The organism is Pseudomonas sp. SP16.1, from assembly GCF_052682975.1.
In genome coordinates this window covers 4,516,717-4,532,786 of record NZ_JBQYFZ010000001.1, presented here as the reverse complement: position 1 = coordinate 4,532,786, position 16,070 = coordinate 4,516,717, and the positions used below count along the sequence as shown (strand labels likewise).

The window sequence follows — 16,070 nt, the reverse complement described above, 5'->3', positions numbered from 1 at the left end:
CCCCCTGTGGGCGGATTTCGCTGGTTCGGTCGCCGCGTCGTTAGCCACAGGTGACCGCTTGCACACCTCCATTCGCCCTTCCGCCTGTCCCGGCCTGCTGCGCATCGTCCCCGCGCTGGACGGTGGCATCTGCCGTATCAAGCTGCCCGGCGGCGTGCTGCGCAGCGCCCAGGCACGGGCCATTGCCGAGGCGGCGCGGCATGGCGCCAGCGGTGTGCTGGAGCTGACCAACCGCAGCAACCTGCAGATCCGCGGCGTGCTGCCCGGTCAGGAAAGCGCGCTGATCGAGGCCCTGCTGAGCGCCGGCCTCGGCCCACGCGTGGCCGCCGCCGACGACGTGCGCAACCTGCTGCTCAGCCCCGCCGCCGGCCTCGACCCGCAGGCGCGGATGGACGTGCGCCCGCTGGCGGCCCAGCTGCTCGACCTGCTGCAGGACAGCGCCGCGCTGCATGCGCTGCCTCCCAAGTTCGCCCTGCAACTGGATGGCGGCGAGGCCCTGGCGATGCGCGAGCATCCGCACGACCTGTGGCTGGCCGCCGAAGACCAACACCACCTGCTGCTGGGCCTGGCCGGCTGCCCGATTGATGCGCCGCTGGCGCGCATCGAGGCGACCCAGGCGCTCGAGCTGGTGCACCAGCTGCTGCTGCTTTTCCTCGAACTGGCCACGCCCGAGCAGTCGCGGATGCGCCAGTTACTGGCACAGATTCCGGCCGCAGAACTGCTGCAGCGCCTGCAGGCGCGTCTGGAGTTTGCCCTGCAGCCGGTGCCGGCCACTCGGCAACCTGCCGCCACCGTCGAGCGCGCGCCGGCTGGGATTTATCCACAGGCGCAACCCGGCCTGTGCATGGTGGCCGCCGGTGCCCGCCTCGGCCGGCTGCATGCCGACCAGCTACTCGCCATCACCGAGCTAAGCGAGGGCTATGGCGACTGCGACCTGCGCCTGACGCCCTGGCAAGGTCTGCTGCTGGGCAATGTCCCCGAAGCCCGCGCCAGTGAGCTGCTGGCTGAGCTGGATCAGCTGGGCCTGCTGACTCAGGCCGACGAGCCGCTGCTCGGCCTGGTCGCCTGCGCCGGTTCGACCGCCTGCGCCCGCGGTCTGGCCGACAGCAAGCAGCACGCCCTGCACCTGGCCGAGCGGCTGCGCGCAAGCCGCGCCCGCCCGCAGGTACACCTCAGCGCCTGTCCGCGCAGTTGCGCCAGCGCCCGTGTGCAGACCTACACATTGCTGGCCAGCACGCCCGACCACTACCAGCTCTACCAACGCACGCCCGCGGCGCCCGGTTTCGGCCGTCTGCTGGCGCCGGCCATGACCATCGACGAGGCCGGCGCCTGGTTCGCCCGCCAACCTTCCGCAGGAACCCCCGATGCTTGATTACATCCGCGACGGCCAGGAAATCTACCGCCGCTCCTTCGCCACCATCCGCGCCGAAGCCGACCTGGACGGCATCCCCGCCGACCTGGAGAAACTCGCCGTACGGGTGATCCACGCCTGCGGCATGGTCGACGTGGTGGAGGATCTGCGCTTCTCCCCCGGTGCCGGCACCGCTGGCCGCGCCGCGTTGCTGGCCGGCGCGCCGATCCTCTGCGATGCGCGCATGGTCGCCGAGGGCATCACCCGCCCGCGCCTGCCGGCGAACAACCAAGTGATCTGCACCCTGCACGACCCCAGCGTGCCGGAGCTGGCCCGCGAACTGGGCAACACCCGCTCGGCGGTGGCCCTGGAGCACTGGCGCGAGCACCTGGAAGGCAGCGTGGTGGTGATCGGCAATGCCCCCACCGCGCTGTTCTACCTGCTGGAGATGCTCGACGCCGGCGCGCCGAAACCGGCGCTGATCATCGGCATGCCAGTGGGTTTTATCGGCGCCGCCGAGTCCAAGGACGCCCTGGCCGCCGACAGCCGCGGTGTGCCCTACGTGATCGTGCGTGGCCGCCGCGGCGGCAGCGCCATGGCGGTGGCCGCGGTCAACGCCCTGGCCTCGGAGGTGGAATGATGGCCGGTCGTCTGCTCGGTCTCGGCGTCGGCCCCGGCGACCCCGAGCTGCTCACCCTCAAGGCCCTGCGTCTGCTGCAAGCGGCGCCGGTGGTGGCCTACTTCGTGGCCAAGGCCAAGCACAACGCCGGCCACGGCGGTAACGCCTTCGGCATCATCGAAGAGCACCTGGACGCGGCGCAGCAACGCCTGCCGCTGGTCTACCCGGTGACCACCGAGAAGCTCGCCCCGCCGCTGTCCTACGAGGAGGTGATCGCCGATTTCTACGACACCTGCGCCGAGCAGATCGCCCGCCTGCTCGACGCCGGCCAGGACGTGGCGGTGATCTGCGAGGGCGACCCGTTCTTCTACGGCTCCTACATGTACCTGCACGACCGCCTGGCCGAGCGCTACGAGGTGGAGGTGGTGCCCGGCGTGTGCTCCATGCTCGGCTGCGCCTCGGTGCTCGGCACGCCGCTGGTGTACCGCAACCAGAGCCTGAGCGTGCTCTCCGGCGTACTGCCGGAAGACGAGCTGGAACAGCGCCTGCGCGATGCCGAGGCGGCCGTGGTGATGAAGCTCGGGCGCAACTTCGACAAGGTCCGCCGCGTGCTGCGCAAGCTCGGCCTGGACGACCGCGCCCACTACGTCGAGCGGGCGACCATGGCCAGCCAGAAGATAGTCGCGCTGGACGAGGTGGAGCCGATGGCGTCGCCGTACTTCTCGATGATTCTGCTGCCCGGGCAGAAATGGCGCGGATAACACCGCCAACGCTGTAGGAGCCGGCTTGCCGGCGATTCATTACAGGCAGATCGCCCGCGAGCGGGCTCCTACGAACATGTCTCGAGGCGAGTAACCCGGAGGCAATTCGGGCCCCCCCATATCGGATTGCAAGGACACTCCATGAATATCCTTATCCTCGGCGCCAGCGCGCTGGCCACTGCACGCCGCGTCCAGGCGCTTTATCCACAGGCGCTGATCCATGGCCTGCGCGGGCGCGCCGATGGTGCCGAGCGCCACTACGACGACTTCGGCGACCATCTGCGCGCCCTCTATCGCGCCGGCCAGCCGCTGCTGGTGCTGTGCGCCGCCGGCATCGTGATTCGCAGCCTGGCCACGCTGCTGGCGGAAAAGGGCACCGAACCACCGGTGCTGGCCCTGGCCGAGGATGGCAGCGCCGTGGTGCCGCTGCTCGGCGGCCTGGCCGGGGTCAACCGCCTGGCCCGCGAACTCGCCGCGCACCTCGGCGTGACGCCAGCGATCACCACCAGCGGCGAGCTGCGCTTCGGCACCTGCCTGCTGGAGCCGCCGGCCGGCTACGCCCTGGCCGACCTGCAGCAGGGCAAGCGCTTCGTCAGCGACCTGCTCGGTGGCGAAAGCGTACGCATCGAAGGCCGGGCGCCCTGGCTGGACGATGCGCAGCTGCCTGTGGATAAGACCGCCTCGCGGGTTATCCACATCACCGCCGAGCAACGTCCGCCCCGCGCCGGGGAACTGCTGATCCACCCGCGCTGCGCCGCCGCGCTGATCGAGCGCCCCGGCGCCGACCTGCCCGCTCGCCTGCAGCAGGCGCTGAGCGATGCCAAGCTGGCGCCGCAGGCACTGGCCGTGCTGCTCGCGGACAGGCGCTGGATGGTCAATAGCGAGCTGCATGCGGCAGCAGCGGAACTGAAGCTGCCGCTGCGTTTTATCCACAGCGACTCCCAGCTGCCGGCCGAATGCCACCGGGGCGACGGCCTGCGCCTGCTGCTGGGCGAGCAGCCGCTGCAGATCGAGCGCCTCGGCCAGCGTCGCGGCCGCCTCAGCGTGGTCGGCCTCGGCCCTGGCGCTGCCGAGCATATGACCCCGGCGGTGCGCCGCGCCCTGGACCAGGCCGAGGACCTGCTCGGCTACGACACCTACCTGAAGATGGCCGGCCCGCTGCGCGCCGATCAATGCGTGCATCCCAGCGACAACCGCGAGGAGCTGCAGCGCGCCGCCCATGCCTTCGAGCTGGCGGCCAGCGGCCGGCGGGTGGCGATGATCTCCTCGGGCGACCCCGGTGTATTCGCCATGGCCGCGGCGGTGATGGAAGCGCTGGAAAGTCCGCTAAACGACGCCTGGCACGGCGTCGAGCTGGAGGTGCTGCCGGGCGTCTCCGCTGCGCTGGCCACCGCCGCCCGCGCCGGCGCGCCGCTGGGCCACGACTTCTGCCTGATCTCCCTGTCGGACAACCTCAAGCCCTGGGCGGTGATCGAGCAGCGCCTGCAGCATGCCGCCGCCGCGGATCTGGCCATGGCCTTCTACAACCCGATCTCCAAGGCCCGGCCGTGGCAGCTCGGTCGCGCCCTGGAGCTGCTGCGCCAGCATCGTGCGCCGCAGACCCTGGTGGTGCTCGGCCGCGATATCGGCCGGCCTGCCGAGGCCCTGCGCAATCTGACCCTCGGCGAGCTGACGGCGGAGATGGTCGACATGCGCACCCTGGTGATCATCGGCTCCAGCCAGACCCGCCGCTTCCCCCGCGCCGACGGCGGCGAATGGGTCTATACGCCGCGCTGGTATCCAGACAGCGCCCGGTGATGACTCTCCTCTGTAGGAGCCTGCTTGCGGGCGATCAGTCGAATCAGGCCGCACCGATCGCCGGCAAGCCGGCTCCGACAAAGCGCGCCGCTGCAAGACCAAGGCGCCAATCGCTGTAGGAGCGCCGCCCCGGCGCGAAGGCGGTTGCGGCCAGCCTGCGACAGGGGCGTCGTCCATGACATTCGCCGCGTGGGCGCGGCTCCCATAGATGAGGGCGGCCTGGCCGAACCCGGCGTGACGCCCGCGTCAGACACCGCCCTGCCGGCGCAACGCCCCCGGCGCCAGGCCGAAACGCTGGCGGAACAGCTTGCCGAGGTGGCTGGCATCACTGACCCCGATCTCGTCGGCGATCTGCGCCAGGCTGTGGCTGGAGTTGAGCAGGCGCCAGCGCACATGCTGCAGGCGCAACTCGTTCCAGTACTCGCGCGCGCTCATGCCCTGGCTGGCGTGGAACAGGCGGTCGAGTTGACGGCGACTGATGCCGACGCTGGCCGCCAGTTGCTCGATGCCGTCGGCGCTGGCCAGGCCGTGGCGCATCAGGGCGATGGCGCGGTCGACGTGGCGCTCGCCGCTCGGCGCCGTGTGCAGCGAGCGCAGCGCATGCTGGCCGCTGCGTGTCTCGTCCACCAGCATGTCGGCCAGGCCCTTGAGCGCCCGCGCCCGGCCACTGCCCTGGGCCAGCAGTTCCACCGCCAGGTCGATCGCGGCCGTGCCGCCGGCACAGGAGATCCGCGCGCCGTCGAGGCAATACAGGCGTTCGCGGGCCAGGCGCAGGTGCGGGAAGCTGGCGCGGAATTCCGTCTCGTGGCGCCAGTGCACCGCCACCCGGTGACCGTCGAGCAGGCCGCAGGCGGCCAGCAGGAAGCTGGCGTTGTCGATCGCCACCAGCTTCACTCCGGCGCGCGCCGCCTGGCGCAGCAGCGACCGGTAGGCCGGCGCCAGCGCGGCGGTGGCCTGCGCGTTGCGCCCGCCGAACAGCACCAGGTAGTCATGCTCGGCCAGGTCGACCTGGTCCGGCGTGGCCTCGATGCGCAGCGCCGCGCCGCTGCTGGACGGCACGTGCCCCGGCTGCAGGCCGAGAATGGTCCAGGCGCAGTAGCGCTGGCGACTGTAGTCCTCGTCGTCGGCGCTGAAGCGCAACTTATCGAGAAAGCCGCCGAACGGCAGCAGGGCGAACTCCGGCAGCGGCAGCAGGAGAAAACGCAGATCGGGGCTTTCGGCCATGGGCTAGTCCAGGATCGACCGGTAGATGACCAGAATCTACCTTATTTGCGCCCCCGCGAGCGCCTAGACTGGCGGCGCATCCACAGGAGCCCCACGATGGCCTTCGATCTCTGGCTGGTCTACTTCGTCGCCACCCTCGGCCTGGCGCTGACCCCCGGCCCCAACAGCCTGCTGGCGCTGACCCATGGCGGCCTGTATGGCGCACGCCATGCGCTGGCCACCATCCTCGGCGGGGTGACCGGCTTCAGCCTGCTGATCGCCCTCGCCATGTTCGGCCTCAGCGCCCTGCTCAAGGCCGCGCCCGGCATTCTGCTGGCGCTGAAATGGCTCGGCGGCGCCTACCTGATCTGGCTCGGCGTGCAGCTGTGGCGAACCCCGGCGCTGCTGCCTGGCCTGGCTGTGGACAACACCCTGCCAGCGGCCGTCAGCCTGTTCCGCCAGGGCCTGCTGTCGGCGGTGGCCAATCCCAAGGTGATCCTGTTCTACGGCGCCTTCCTGCCGCAGTTCCTCGATCCGCAGCGCGGCCTGCTGACGCAGTTCGTGGTGATGGCCGCGACCTTCGCCGCGGTGGAGTTCCTGGTCGAGCTGATCCTGGCGCTGCTGGCCTTTCGCATCCGCCCCTGGCTGCAGCGCGGCGGCCGCGCCTTCAACCGCAGCTGCGGCATGCTGTTCGTGCTGCTCGGCCTGGCCCTGCCGATCGCCCGCTAGGGTGCTGCCGCAGAGCGATTGAGGCGGGCACCGCGATTCGGGTGTGCCGCTTGGCGGTGCGCACGGCGCACCCTACAGAACCGCGAGACGACTCACTCGGGCTGGTGGCAGACCACGCACAGCTTGTTGCCGTCCGGGTCGCGAAAGTAGGCGCCGTAGTAGTGCGGGTGGTATTCGGCGCGCAGGCCCGGTGCGCCGTCGCAACGTCCACCCTGGGCGAGCGCCAGCCGATGGGCCTGGTCGACCAGGGCGCGGCTCTGCGCCAACAGCGCCACCATCTGCCCGTTACCGGGATGATGGGCGGCGCCGTCGAAAGGCTTGCCGATCAGCAGCAACGGCCGGGGCTCCGGCTTCGATTGCCAGGCAGCCCAGGGCTTGTGCTCATCGACAAAGCGCAGCTCGATGCCCAGCAACGCCATGAGCGGCTGGTAGAAGGCCCAGGCCCGTGGGAAGTCGCTCACGCCGATACAGATATGGGAAAACATGCAGCCTCCTCGTTGCCAAGCGTTCAGGCCTGCAGCGCATCGCCAACGGCATAGTAATGACCACCGGCGACATGATGCAGGCTGCGCAGAGCCGGATCGGCGGTCTCGAAGTGCCAGCGGCCGTCGCGGAACACCCGCTCGTCCGCCCAGGCCGCGACCACCTCGCCGATGAACAGGTCATAGGCCTGCTGGTTGTGCGGCTCATCGAGCAAGCGGCAGACCAGCCAGGCCGAACAGCCGGCCACCAGGGGCAGGTCGTGGCCGTCCATTTCGAACAACTCGACACCGGCGCGGGCCAGCTTCGCCGGCTCGTCGGCGAGGCTGGTATTGCCCACCGCCTGGGTCAGCTGCAGCTGCGCTACGGTCGGAATCTGGATGGCGAACAGGCCGCTGCCTTCGATCAGCGCGCGGGTGCGGGTGGCCTTGTCCAGCACCAGGGTGAGCTTCGGTGGGTCGAAATCCAGGGCGCAGCACCAGGCCGCCGCCATGACGTTATCCACAGCCTGGTGGCGGGCGGACACCAGCACGGTGGGGCCATGGTTGAGCAGGCGGTAGGCCTTGGCCAGGTCGACGGGACGGATGGACGCGCTCATGCAGACTCCTGAAAGCGGAAAAGGCGCTCGCATGCTGGCCCGTGAAGACCCGCATCGCAAGCGCCTGCGGCAGTGGATCAGAATTCCTGCACGGTGGGGCGCAGGACGATCTCGTTGATGTCGACATCGGCCGGCTGCTCGATGGCGTAGGCGATGGCGCGCGCCACCGACTCGGCCGGAATCGCCTGCTTGTAGAAGTCGACGACGAAGTCGCGGCTCTGCTGGTGCGAGCTGCCGAACTTCAGCTCGGAGTCCACCGCGCCGGGCTCGATGGTGGTGGTGCGGATGCGGCCACCGACCTCATGGCGCAGGCCCTCGGAAATGGCGCGCACGGCGAACTTGGTGCCGCTGTAGACGGTGCCGCCCGGGCTGAACACCTTGATCCCGGCCACCGAGGCGATGTTGATGAAGTGCCCGCTGTTCTGCTGCTGGAACACCGGCAGCGCCGCGGCGATGCCGTACAGCACGCCCTTGATGTTGATGTCGATCATGCGCTCCCACTCCTCGACGCGCACGTCGCTCAGCGGCGCGATGGCCATCAGCCCGGCGTTGTTGACCAGCACGTCGACGCGGCCGAAGGTGTCCAGTGCGCCCTGGATCAGCGCCTTGACCTCGTCGGCACGGGTCACGTCGGTCGGGTAGGCCACGGCCTCGCCACCGGCGGCGACCAGCTCGCTGACCAGCTGCTCGAGACGCTCCTGGCGCCGCGCGGCCAGCACCAGCTTGGCGCCCAGTTGGCTGAGGTGACGTGCGGTGGCTTCGCCCAGGCCGCTGCTGGCGCCGGTGATGACCACGACCTTGCCGGAAATGTTGTTGCTCATGGGTAAGCCCTCTCTCGATTCGTTGGAGTGTCCGCGCCATACGCCGGACATGGGCTCAGGTTAGGGGCGATTTCAGTTTCAATGAATGGAAGAGTTTGGATTAGGCTATTCCACATTCTGGAACACAAAGGCGCCCCGACATGCTCAACCGCATGGAGATGATCCGCATCTTCTGCAGCGCAGCCGACTGCAGCAATTTCCGCGAGGCAGCGACTCGCCTGGGGGTTTCCCCACAGGCGGTGACCCGCGCGATCAAGGCGCTGGAGGAGGAGCTCGGCGAGATTCTCTTTCATCGCAACACCCGCCAGGTGCATATCACCGCCTTCGGCGAGGCCTACGCAGTGCGCGCCCGGCAGATGCTGGAAGATTTCGACGCGCTGTTTCGCGGCCACCGCGCCGAGGCCGAATCGGCCATCAGCGGGCGCATCGGCATCACCGCGCCGCAGGCCATCGGCAAGCGCTTTCTGGTCGGCTTTCTGCAACCCTTGCTCAAACAGCACCCGCAACTGGTGCTGAACCTGCGCCTGGAGGACGAGATCACCGACGCGGTGGAGGCGCAGATCGACATCGGCATCCGCGTCGGCTTCCTGCGCGACAGCCGCTACGTCGCCCGCGCCCTGGCGCCGGTGCCGTTGCAGGTGGTGGCCACGCCGGAGCTGATCGCCGCCAGCGGCGCGCCGCGCACCCTCGACGACCTGCAACAGCGGCCGCTGTCGGTGCTGATCGACCGCAAGAACGGTCGTCCCTGGCCCTGGACCTTCGCCCAGGGGCCCAGCCTGCATCCGCCCGCACCGGCGCTGGTGTGCGACGACCCCGAAGCCGAGCTGGAGGCCGTACTCGCCGGCCTGGCCTACGGTCAGTTGCCCGCCTACCTGGCCCAGCCGTACCTGGAAAGCGGCCGCCTGCAGGCGGTGCTGGAAGAACAGGCGCCCGATCCCTGGCAGCTGTTCATCTACCGCCCGCAGCAAGGCCCTGTATCACCCCGCGTGCGCCTGGTATTCGATCACCTGCACGCCTGCTTTGCCGATCCGGCGCGTTTTCCACAGGGCGCTCGCCACTGAACCGCCTGGCTGCGGCCAGCGGTGCCTGGGGGCTGACCGACCACCCTGCTGGGTTGCAAGACGGGGTGACGCAGCCGACCGGATGATGGTGGAGAAGGCTTCGCGGTTTTCCACCCGACACATGGACCATGCGCAGGGGGATAAGGCGCTGCTTGTAGCGTCTCCAATTCACTCCTGCGCCCCCTCTTTGCGCAGCAGATAGCTGTCCATGATCCAGCCATTGCGCTCGCGCGCCGCGGCGCGGGTGCTGGCGATGCGCTCGGCCAGCTCGTCCAGCGGGCCGGCGATGAGGATTTCATCGGCGGTGCCGACGTAGGCGCCCCAGTAGATGGAAAGGCCCTGGCCGACGAAGCGGCGGTAGCTGTCCTTGGCATCGAGCATCACCGCCACGCTGTCCACCCCCGGCGGCCAGCCTTCGGCGAGCAAGCGGCCGGTGGTGATCTCCACGGCGCGGCCGATGCTGTTGAGCGGGATGCGGTGGCGCGCGGTCAGCGCCTGCAGGCTGGTGATGCCGGGGATCACCTCAAAGGCGAAATCGCTGCGACTGCCGGCGATGGCCTCGGCGATGCGGATGCTGCTGTCGTACAGCGAGGGGTCGCCCCAGACCATCAAGGCGGCCGTTTCGCCATCGGCCAGCTGCTGGTCGATCAGTTGCTCGAACACCGCCTGCTTGTCGCGGTTGAGCTCGTCGACGCTGGCGCGGTAGTCGGCGGCGGCGCGCTCGCGCTCCGGCTGCAGGCCTTCGGCGAAACGCGGCGTGTGGCCGTCGAGAAAGCGCGCGCAGATCTCCCGGCGCAGGGCGTTGAGCTTGTGCTTGGCCGGGCCCTTGTCCATCAGCAAGATCAGGTCGCTGCGGCGCAGCGCCTTGATCGCCTGGACGGTGATGTAGTCCGGGTCGCCGGCGCCGATGCCGACCAGCAGCAGGGTTTTCATGGGGTTCTCCAGGTGCGCCCGGGCATGCCGGGCGCCAGGTCGTCGATATGGTGGTAGTCGGCCTGCAGCGCCTGCGCCAGCTGGCGCGCGCGGCCCAGGCGGATGGGCGCGCGCTCGGTGTCGAGCAGCAGGCTCGGGCACGGCAAGGGCGTCAGCGCCGGCCAGTCGCGCAGACGGCCATCGGTGAGGATCAGCAGGCGCTGGCGTTCACTGGGTTTCAGGCGCTGGCGACGCTGCAGCCAGTCGCCGGCCTGCTGCAGCGCATCGAGCAGCGGCGTGCCGCCACCGGCGCTGAGTTCCTGCAACCAGCGATGCAGTTCGGCGCCGGCCTTGCGCCCCTGCCACAGCCACTGCGCCTCACGACCGCCGGCCTGCAGCACGGCCAGGCGCGCGCGCTGGCGGTAGACGCTGTCGAACAGCTCGGCTAGCACGCCCTTGGCCAGGCTCAGGGCGCCATGGCGGCGGGTGGAGGCGGAGGCATCGACCAGCACCAGCCACAGCTGCTCGGCCTGCCGGCTGCGCGGGCGCAGCACCAGTTGCTCCCGGCGTTGCGGACGGCCCTTAAGCAGGCTCGCCGGCCAGTCGATTCGCCCGCCCGCGCCGCTGCGGGCGGCGCCACGCAGGCCGCCGCCGAGTCGTCCGGGCCGGTTACGGGCATCCGCGCCTGTGGCTGTGCGCGGGCGGATGCTCAGGGCTTTTTTGCCCAGCGCGGCGGCACCCGCCGCTCGCCCATGGCCTGTGGCTGCGCCGGCAACTCGCCCCACTGGCCTTCACCCTGACTCTGCTCTGGCGCCTGCTGCGGCACCTGGCTCTGCTCGGGCGGCGTGGCGGTAGGCGGTTGTGGCTGACGACGGTGGCGCAGGACGAAGTCCTCCACCGCCTCGATATCCACCGGCTCGATAGCCGCCGCGCCACGCCAGGCCGCATGGGCACGGGCGGCGCGCAGCCAGACCAGATCGGCGCGCAGGCCATCGACGCCGGCAGCGAAGCAGCGCTGGCTGATCTCACCCAGGGCAGCGTCATCCAGCGGAATATCCACCAGGCGCTGGCGGGCATTGCGGCAGCGCTCGGCGAGAGCTTCCTGCTCGCCCTGCCAACGTTGCAGAAAGGCTGCGGGATCGGCATCGAAGGCCAGGCGGCGACGCACGATCTCGGCGCGCTCGGCCGGCTGCGGCTGGCCGTCCAGCGCCAGATTGAGGCCGAAACGATCGAGCAGTTGCGGGCGCAGCTCGCCCTCCTCGGCGTTCATGGTGCCGATCAGCACGAAGCGCGCGGCATGGCGGTGGGAGATGCCGTCACGCTCGACGTGATTGACCCCGCTGGCGGCGGCATCGAGCAGCAGGTCGACCAGATGATCGGGCAGCAGGTTGACCTCATCGACATAGAGCACGCCGCCGTCGGCGCGGGCCAAGAGGCCGGGCGAGAACTGCGTGCGGCCTTCGCCGAGGGCCGCATCCAGATCCAGGGTGCCGACGATGCGCTCCTCGCTCGCCCCCAGCGGCAGGGTAACGAAGCGCCCGCCGTCCAGCAGATCGGCCAGGCCACGGGCCAGGGTCGACTTGGCCATGCCGCGCGGGCCCTCGATCAGCACGCCGCCGATGGCCGGATCGATGGCCGCCAGGCACAGCGCCAGCTTCAGCGAGTCGGCGCCGACCACGGCGGCGAGGGGGAAGTGGTATTCGGTCATGGCAGTGATCCGTGGAGTGGTATTTGTGGGAGGCGCTTCAGCGGCGAAAAGCTCGCGGCTAAAGCCCCTCCCACGATGGGTGCATCGCAACCGTAGGGTGGGTTAGCGGCGCGGAACGCATATCTAAAAACCACTCCAGAACGCAGCGCGCTGCGTAACCCACCAGGCGATATACCGTGTGGCGCCGATGGTGGGTTACGCCGCAGCCGCTTCGGCGAACCGACCAGGCACTGCGACAGGCGGCTAACCCACCCTAGGGGAATGCCTCGCGTCATGACTCCTCGCTATCGAGCAGCAGGTTTTCCAGCGCCTCGCGGTACTCGCCGGGGTTCTGCCACAGTCCGCGCTGCTGGGCTTCCAGCAGGCGTTCGAGGATGTCGTTGAGGGCGCCGGGGTTGTGCTGCTGGATAAAGTCGCGGGTGTCTTTGTCGAGCAGGTAGGCATCGGTGAGCAGCGCGTACTGATGGTCATCGACCAGTTCGCTGGTGGCGTCGAAGGCGAACAGATAGTCGACGGTCGCCGCCAGCTCGAAGGCGCCCTTGTAGCCGTGGCGCTTTATGCCCGCGATCCACTTGGGATTGGCGGCGCGGGCGCGCACCACGCGGTTGAGTTCTTCCTTGAGGCTGCGGATGCGCGGGGTGTCCGGCTGGCTGTTGTCGCCCAGGTAGCTGGCCACCTTGAGCCCGCGCAGGGTTTCCACCGCTGCCAGCATGCCGCCCTGGAACTGGTAGTAATCGTTGGAATCGAGGATGTCGTGCTCACGGTTGTCCTGGTTGTGCAGCACCGCCTGCAGCTGCTCCAGGCGTTCGGCGAACTGCGCCCGCGCCGGCGTGCCCTCGGCGCCACTGCCGTAGGCGTAGCCGCCCCAGTTGAGGTAGACCTCGGCCAGATCCGCGCGGCTCTGCCACAGGCGCTCCTCGATGGCGTTCTGCACCCCGGCGCCGTAGGCCCCCGGCTTGGCGCCGAACACCCGCCAGCCGGCCTGACGCCGCGCTTCGACCTCGTCCAGGCCGCTGTCCTTCAATGCCAGCGACTCGCGCCAGACCCGCGCCGACAGCGGGTTCATCTCCTCCGGCTCGTCCAGCTCGATCACCGCCTGCACGGCCTCGTCGAACAGGCGGATCAGGTTGCTGAAGGCATCGCGGAAGAAGCCCGATACGCGCAGGGTCACGTCCACACGGGGCCGGCCGAGCTGCTCCAGGGTCAAGACTTCGAAGCGCTCGACGCGCTGGCTGCCCGGCTGCCATACCGGGCGCACGCCCATCAGTGCCAGCGCCTGGGCGATATCGTCGCCACCGGTGCGCATGGTCGCCGTGCCCCACACTGACAGGCCGAGCTGGCGCAGGTGGTCGCCCTCGTCCTGCAGATGGCGCTCCAAGAGACGATCCGCCGCCTGCACGCCGAGGCGCCAGGCGGTGGGCGTGGGCAGGTGGCGCACGTCGAGGGTGAAGAAGTTGCGCCCGGTGGGCAGTACGTCGAGGCGCCCACGGCTCGGTGCGCCACTCGGCCCGGCGGGCACGAAACGCCCTTCCAAAGCCGCCAATAGGCCACCCATCTCGGCTTCGCCGCAGGCATCGAGCAGGGGCGCAACGTGCTCGGCCAGACCATCGAGGATCAGCGCCACCTCGGCACCGAAATCGCCGATGCGCTCACCATTCAGGCGCCGCTCGATCAATGCGAGCGCCAGCAGCTCCAGGCGTTCGCGGGTATCACCCACGGAGCGCCACAGGCTGTTATCCACAGCCTGCAACACCTGTGGACGCGGCCCATTCCAAGGCTGGCCCATATCGCAATCGAGCGGGTCGAGGCCCAGTTCCAGGCCACGGGCCAGCGCGCGCAGCAGGCTGGCGTTGGCGCCCTGGCCATCGCCACGGGGGATGCGCAGCAGCGCCAGCAGGGTATCGCGGCGCAGCTGGCCGGCCGGCGACTCGCCGAACACGTGCAGGCCATCGCGGATCTGCGATTCCTTGAGATCGCACAGGTAGGCGTCGAGCTGCGGTAGCCAACTGTCAGCATCATCGTTAAGTTGCAGACCCAGTTCGCGGTCAAGGCTGGCCTCGCGCACCTTGGCCAGGATCTCGCGGCGTAGCTCCACGGCGCGGCGCTGATCGAGCTGGCTGGCCTCGTAATACTCGTCGGCCAGGCGCTCCAGATCGCGTAGCGGACCATAGCTTTCGGCGCGAGTCAGCGGCGGCATCAGGTGGTCGATGATCACCGCCTGGGTGCGGCGCTTGGCCTGCGCGCCCTCACCCGGATCGTTGACGATAAAGGGATAGACGTTCGGCAGCGGGCCGATCAGCGCCTGCGGCCAGCAGCCCTCGGACAGGCCGACGCTCTTGCCCGGCAGCCATTCCAGGTTGCCGTGCTTGCCGACGTGGATCAGCGCATCGGCGGCGAAGGCCGTGCGCAGCCAGGCGTAGAAGGCGATATAGCCATGCGGCGGCACCAGGTCGGGGTCGTGGTAGACAGCCGCCGGGTCGAGCTGGTAGCCGCGCGCCGGCTGGATGCCGACGAAGCACAGGCCGAAGCGCAGGCCGGCGACCATCATCCGCCCACTGCGGAACATCGGGTCCTGCTGCGGCTCGCCCCAGCGCTCGCGCACCGCCTGCTGGTTGGCCGGCGGCAGGCTGTGGAAAAAAACCAGGTAGTGGTCCAGCGCCAGGCTTTGCGCGCAGGGCCGTGTATCCAGGCCATCCAGATCATTGGTGACACCACCGAGCAGGCTGTGGACAAGTGCGGTGCCGCTATCAGGCAGGTTATCCACCGGGTAACCCTGCGCCTGCAGAGAGCGGAGGATATTCAGCGCGGCGGCCGGCGTATCCAGGCCCACACCGTTGCCGATACGGCCATCACGGGTCGGGTAGTTGGCCAGGATCAGCGCTATTCGCTTCTGATCGTTGCTTTTAATCGCCAACTGGCACCAGTTACGCGCCAGCGCAGCAACGAAGGCCATCCCCGCTTCGTGCGCCTGGTAGCACAGCACATCGCTCTGGCTACGCTCGCTGCGCCAGGCCAGACCCTTGAAGCTGATGGCGGTGCCGATCAGCCGGCCATCCAATTCGGGCAGCACCACATGCATGGCCAGGTCACGCGAGCCCAGGCCCTGGGCGCTGGCCTGCCACTGCGCCTGGTTGTCCAGCGCGCAGATGGCCTGCAGCACCGGGATATCGCGACGGAACACCCGCGCCCGCGGCGCCTCGGGGTTGGATAAAGCGAAGCCGGTGGTGTTGATGATCAGCGCGGTATCCGTCTCATCCAGCCAGGCCTGCACCTGCTCCAGGCAGGCCGGTTCCTTGAGGCTGGCCACCGCAATCGGCAGCGGGCTAAGGCCCTGAGCGACCAGGTGCGCGCAGAAGGCATCGACGAAGGCGGTGTTCGCCGACTGCACATGGTTGCGGTAGAACAGCAGCGCCACCACGGGCGCACCGGGTTGCCACTGCGCCTGCCAGTCAGCCAGCTCGGCCGGACTGTGCTGCGGGTGATAGAGGCCGACACGCGGCAGCGGTTGCGGCTCCCGCCAACTGTCGTCACGCCCCAGCCAGCGGCTGCCGATGCAGCGAAACAGCTGGCGCGCGTTGTCCAGCCCGCCCTGGCGCAGGTATTGCCAGAGGCGCTGGCTGTCCTCTTCGCCGACGTTGCCGAGCGCACTCAGCTCCGGGTCGGGCTTGTCGTCGCCCGGCACCATGATCACCCTGGCGCCGCGCGCGCCCAGCTCCACCAGGCACTCGATGCCGTAGCGCCAGTAGCTCACCCCGCCATGCACCGAGATCAGGATGACCTTGGCGTGCTGCAGTACCTGCTCGACGTAGTAGTCCACCGAGGCGTGGTTGCTCAGTTGCGCCGGGCTGGCCAGGCGCAGGCTGGGGTAGTCGGCCGGCAGCTGCCGCGCGGCCTCGGCCAGCAAGGACAGGTGCGAATCGCCGGTGCACAGAATCACCAGCTCGGCCGGGGTCTGGCCGAGGTCGGCGATGCTGTCGGCCGGTAGCTGGGCGCCGGGTTGGGTGCGCAGTAGGTGCATGTTCGTTCCGTG

The 16,070-nt window shown here is 69.4% G+C and carries 14 protein-coding genes; 6 read left to right on the top strand and 8 right to left on the bottom strand.

The features are described from left to right. Nucleotides 1-58: 58 nt before the first annotated feature. From cobG to cobJ, 4 genes are all read left to right on the top strand, one after another. Nucleotides 59-1,372 carry a precorrin-3B synthase gene (cobG, locus tag ACUTAF_RS21365; RefSeq protein ID WP_445581844.1) on the top strand — a complete coding sequence of 438 codons (1,314 nt, stop codon included), beginning with the start codon at nucleotides 59-61 and terminating at the stop codon, nucleotides 1,370-1,372. Further along, the gene (locus ACUTAF_RS21360; protein WP_445581843.1) at nucleotides 1,365-1,991 is read left to right on the top strand and encodes a precorrin-8X methylmutase; all 627 of its coding nucleotides are present in this window, start codon (nucleotides 1,365-1,367) and stop codon (nucleotides 1,989-1,991) included. The genes cobG and ACUTAF_RS21360 overlap by 8 nt, the downstream gene beginning before the upstream one ends. After that, nucleotides 1,988-2,731: a precorrin-2 C(20)-methyltransferase gene (locus ACUTAF_RS21355; protein WP_445581842.1), complete on the top strand. Its 744-nt coding sequence runs from the start codon at nucleotides 1,988-1,990 to the stop codon at nucleotides 2,729-2,731. The genes ACUTAF_RS21360 and ACUTAF_RS21355 overlap by 4 nt, the downstream gene beginning before the upstream one ends. Nucleotides 2,732-2,872: 141 nt before the next feature. Continuing rightward, entirely contained in the window at nucleotides 2,873-4,528 is a 1,656-nt protein-coding gene (gene cobJ / locus ACUTAF_RS21350) for a precorrin-3B C(17)-methyltransferase (protein WP_445581841.1), read from the top strand. 246 nt (nucleotides 4,529-4,774) lie between these two features. Here the strand turns inward: cobJ and ACUTAF_RS21345 are convergent, their stop codons facing one another. Then, the gene (locus ACUTAF_RS21345) at nucleotides 4,775-5,752 is read right to left on the bottom strand and encodes a GlxA family transcriptional regulator (protein WP_445581840.1); all 978 of its coding nucleotides are present in this window, start codon (nucleotides 5,750-5,752) and stop codon (nucleotides 4,775-4,777) included. 96 nt (nucleotides 5,753-5,848) lie between these two features. Between ACUTAF_RS21345 and ACUTAF_RS21340 the strand changes: the two genes are divergently transcribed. Beyond that, a complete protein-coding gene (locus ACUTAF_RS21340) occupies nucleotides 5,849-6,460 on the top strand; it encodes a LysE family translocator (protein ID WP_445581839.1) in 612 nt (203 codons plus the stop codon). Nucleotides 6,461-6,552: 92 nt separating this feature from the next. Here the strand turns inward: ACUTAF_RS21340 and ACUTAF_RS21335 are convergent, their stop codons facing one another. The 3 genes from ACUTAF_RS21335 to ACUTAF_RS21325 all read right to left on the bottom strand — a co-directional run bounded on the left by ACUTAF_RS21335 (nucleotide 6,553) and on the right by ACUTAF_RS21325 (nucleotide 8,359). After that, entirely contained in the window at nucleotides 6,553-6,945 is a 393-nt protein-coding gene (locus tag ACUTAF_RS21335) for a VOC family protein (protein WP_445581838.1), read from the bottom strand. Nucleotides 6,946-6,968: 23 nt separating this feature from the next. Beyond that, a complete protein-coding gene (locus ACUTAF_RS21330; protein ID WP_445581837.1) occupies nucleotides 6,969-7,538 on the bottom strand; it encodes a flavin reductase family protein in 570 nt (189 codons plus the stop codon). A 77-nt stretch (nucleotides 7,539-7,615) separates the two neighbouring features. Next, entirely contained in the window at nucleotides 7,616-8,359 is a 744-nt protein-coding gene (locus tag ACUTAF_RS21325) for an SDR family oxidoreductase (RefSeq protein WP_445581836.1), read from the bottom strand. Between the two features lie 140 nt (nucleotides 8,360-8,499). On the opposite strand from ACUTAF_RS21325, the gene ACUTAF_RS21320 reads away from it, so the two are divergent. Next, nucleotides 8,500-9,420: a LysR family transcriptional regulator gene (locus tag ACUTAF_RS21320; RefSeq protein ID WP_445581835.1), complete on the top strand. Its 921-nt coding sequence runs from the start codon at nucleotides 8,500-8,502 to the stop codon at nucleotides 9,418-9,420. Nucleotides 9,421-9,588: 168 nt separating this feature from the next. Here the strand turns inward: ACUTAF_RS21320 and cobF are convergent, their stop codons facing one another. The 4 genes from cobF to cobN form a co-directional block, all read right to left on the bottom strand. Continuing rightward, nucleotides 9,589-10,353: a precorrin-6A synthase (deacetylating) gene (cobF, locus tag ACUTAF_RS21315; protein ID WP_445581834.1), complete on the bottom strand. Its 765-nt coding sequence runs from the start codon at nucleotides 10,351-10,353 to the stop codon at nucleotides 9,589-9,591. After that, nucleotides 10,350-11,060, bottom strand: a complete 711-nt coding sequence (locus ACUTAF_RS21310; protein WP_445582485.1) for a vWA domain-containing protein — start codon at nucleotides 11,058-11,060, stop codon at nucleotides 10,350-10,352. The genes cobF and ACUTAF_RS21310 overlap by 4 nt, the downstream gene beginning before the upstream one ends. After that, nucleotides 11,042-12,040, bottom strand: a complete 999-nt coding sequence (locus ACUTAF_RS21305; RefSeq protein WP_445581833.1) for an ATP-binding protein — start codon at nucleotides 12,038-12,040, stop codon at nucleotides 11,042-11,044. The genes ACUTAF_RS21310 and ACUTAF_RS21305 overlap by 19 nt, the downstream gene beginning before the upstream one ends. A 271-nt stretch (nucleotides 12,041-12,311) precedes the next feature. After that, the gene (cobN, locus tag ACUTAF_RS21300) at nucleotides 12,312-16,058 is read right to left on the bottom strand and encodes a cobaltochelatase subunit CobN (RefSeq protein ID WP_445581832.1); all 3,747 of its coding nucleotides are present in this window, start codon (nucleotides 16,056-16,058) and stop codon (nucleotides 12,312-12,314) included. Nucleotides 16,059-16,070: the final 12 nt, after the last annotated feature.

What these genes read in the sequence shown, in the direction of transcription:
- ACUTAF_RS21360 (WP_445581843.1), top strand. Translation starts at nt 1,365, where the DNA reads ATGCTTGATTACATCCGCGACGGCCAGGAAATCTACCGCCGCTCCTTC.
- ACUTAF_RS21355 (WP_445581842.1), top strand. Translation starts at nt 1,988, where the DNA reads ATGATGGCCGGTCGTCTGCTCGGTCTCGGCGTCGGCCCCGGCGACCCC.
- cobJ (WP_445581841.1), top strand. Translation starts at nt 2,873, where the DNA reads ATGAATATCCTTATCCTCGGCGCCAGCGCGCTGGCCACTGCACGCCGC.
- ACUTAF_RS21345 (WP_445581840.1), bottom strand. Translation starts at nt 5,752, where the DNA reads ATGGCCGAAAGCCCCGATCTGCGTTTTCTCCTGCTGCCGCTGCCGGAG.
- ACUTAF_RS21340 (WP_445581839.1), top strand. Translation starts at nt 5,849, where the DNA reads ATGGCCTTCGATCTCTGGCTGGTCTACTTCGTCGCCACCCTCGGCCTG.
- ACUTAF_RS21335 (WP_445581838.1), bottom strand. Translation starts at nt 6,945, where the DNA reads ATGTTTTCCCATATCTGTATCGGCGTGAGCGACTTCCCACGGGCCTGG.
- ACUTAF_RS21330 (WP_445581837.1), bottom strand. Translation starts at nt 7,538, where the DNA reads ATGAGCGCGTCCATCCGTCCCGTCGACCTGGCCAAGGCCTACCGCCTG.
- ACUTAF_RS21325 (WP_445581836.1), bottom strand. Translation starts at nt 8,359, where the DNA reads ATGAGCAACAACATTTCCGGCAAGGTCGTGGTCATCACCGGCGCCAGC.
- ACUTAF_RS21320 (WP_445581835.1), top strand. Translation starts at nt 8,500, where the DNA reads ATGCTCAACCGCATGGAGATGATCCGCATCTTCTGCAGCGCAGCCGAC.
- cobF (WP_445581834.1), bottom strand. Translation starts at nt 10,353, where the DNA reads ATGAAAACCCTGCTGCTGGTCGGCATCGGCGCCGGCGACCCGGACTAC.
- ACUTAF_RS21305 (WP_445581833.1), bottom strand. Translation starts at nt 12,040, where the DNA reads ATGACCGAATACCACTTCCCCCTCGCCGCCGTGGTCGGCGCCGACTCG.
- cobN (WP_445581832.1), bottom strand. Translation starts at nt 16,058, where the DNA reads ATGCACCTACTGCGCACCCAACCCGGCGCCCAGCTACCGGCCGACAGC.